The 1,318-nt window shown below is 71.2% G+C and carries 1 protein-coding gene; it reads right to left on the reverse strand.

The annotated features are described in order from the left end of the window. Window positions 1–1,318 (reverse strand): HNH endonuclease signature motif containing protein (locus ABD709_RS21365; protein WP_344779085.1); only part of this gene is annotated, 1,318 nt, incomplete at both ends.

The raw sequence follows: 1,318 nt of genomic DNA on the forward strand, positions 1-1,318 counted from the left end.
TCGCCGGGTCGGTAGCTCCAGCGTGTGGTGTCGTGGGTGGTGGGTGGTGGGGTCCAGGTGGGTCGTCGGGTGTGGGGGTCGATGGTGACGGTCCAGGGGGTGTGGTGGGTGATGGTGTGGTGGTGGCGGCAGAGGAGGACCAGGTTGTCCAGGCTGGTGGTGCCGCCGTCGGCCCAGTGGTGGATGTGGTGGGCTTCGCAGGCGATGGCGTGGCGGGTGCAGGCGGGGAAGGCGCAGTGTTGGTCGCGGAGCAGGAGGGCGAGCCAGATGGCGGTGGTGATGAGTCGTTGGGCTCGTCCGATGTCGAGGATCTGGCTGGGGGTGCCGAGGACGGCGGGGATGATCTCGGCGTCGCAGGCCAGGCGGCGGACGGCTGCTGGGGAGAGGGTGTCACCGGAGGGTAGGAGGCCGGGGTCGGCGGCGGTGGCCTGCTCGTGGAGCTGCTGTTTGAGGTCTTCGTAGCTGGTGGTGATGAGGATCCGGGCGGTGGTGCCGTGGGCCTTGGGGAGGTCGTCGGTGGCTTGGAGGCGGGTGCAGGCGTCGAGGAGGGCGTCGAACATCCGGGCGCCGGCTTCGCGGGGGTCTTTGCCGTCGTGCCAGCAGTTCGGGTCGGGGCAGGAGCCGCCGACGGGTCGGCCCTGGGCGTCGCGGTTGTGGAACCGGTCGGGGTCCCCGCCGCAGGCGCCGGGTTGGGTGGTGATCGGTGCGGACAGGGGCATCAGGACGGTCTTGATGATCTCGATGTCCTCGAGGCTGCCGTAGCCCTTGATCCGGGCGCCGCCGAGGGTGTCGGGGGCGAAGGTGAGGTAGCGGGCGTTGTGGGCGCCGCGTTCGGCGTTCTCCTTCTCCGCGTCCGCGCGGAGCAGGGATCCGTCGGGGTCGAGCTCCTTGATCACCTCGGTGAAGCCGCGGTCCAGGTCGGTGGCGTCGAAAGCCTTCTCGGCGACTTGGGTGAGCATCGTGGTGGCGGCGGTTTCGCGGAGCTCGGGGGCGTGGGGCAGGGTCGCGACCCGGCCGCCGATCACGCCGGCCTGGGCAAGGGAGATCTCACCGGCGGCGAGGGCTTGGCGGACCTCGGGCAGCTCGGCGGTCTGCTTGGCGACCCGCAGGTAGGCAGCACCGGCGCCCTTGCGGCCCCCCAGGACGTGGGTGAGGTAGTCCTTGGTGCTCGCCCAGCCGGTGGGCCGGGTTGCGTCGGTGGCCTCGATCCGTTCGGCGAGGGCGACCAGGGCCCCGTCGATGAGCGCTTTCAGCTTCCCCAACCCGGCGGCGATCTCGATCGCGTCGGGGCCTTCGACCTGGTCCCAGGGGATCTCGG

The organism is Nocardioides panacisoli (assembly GCF_039537325.1).
Lineage (GTDB): Bacteria > Actinomycetota > Actinomycetes > Propionibacteriales > Nocardioidaceae > Nocardioides > Nocardioides panacisoli.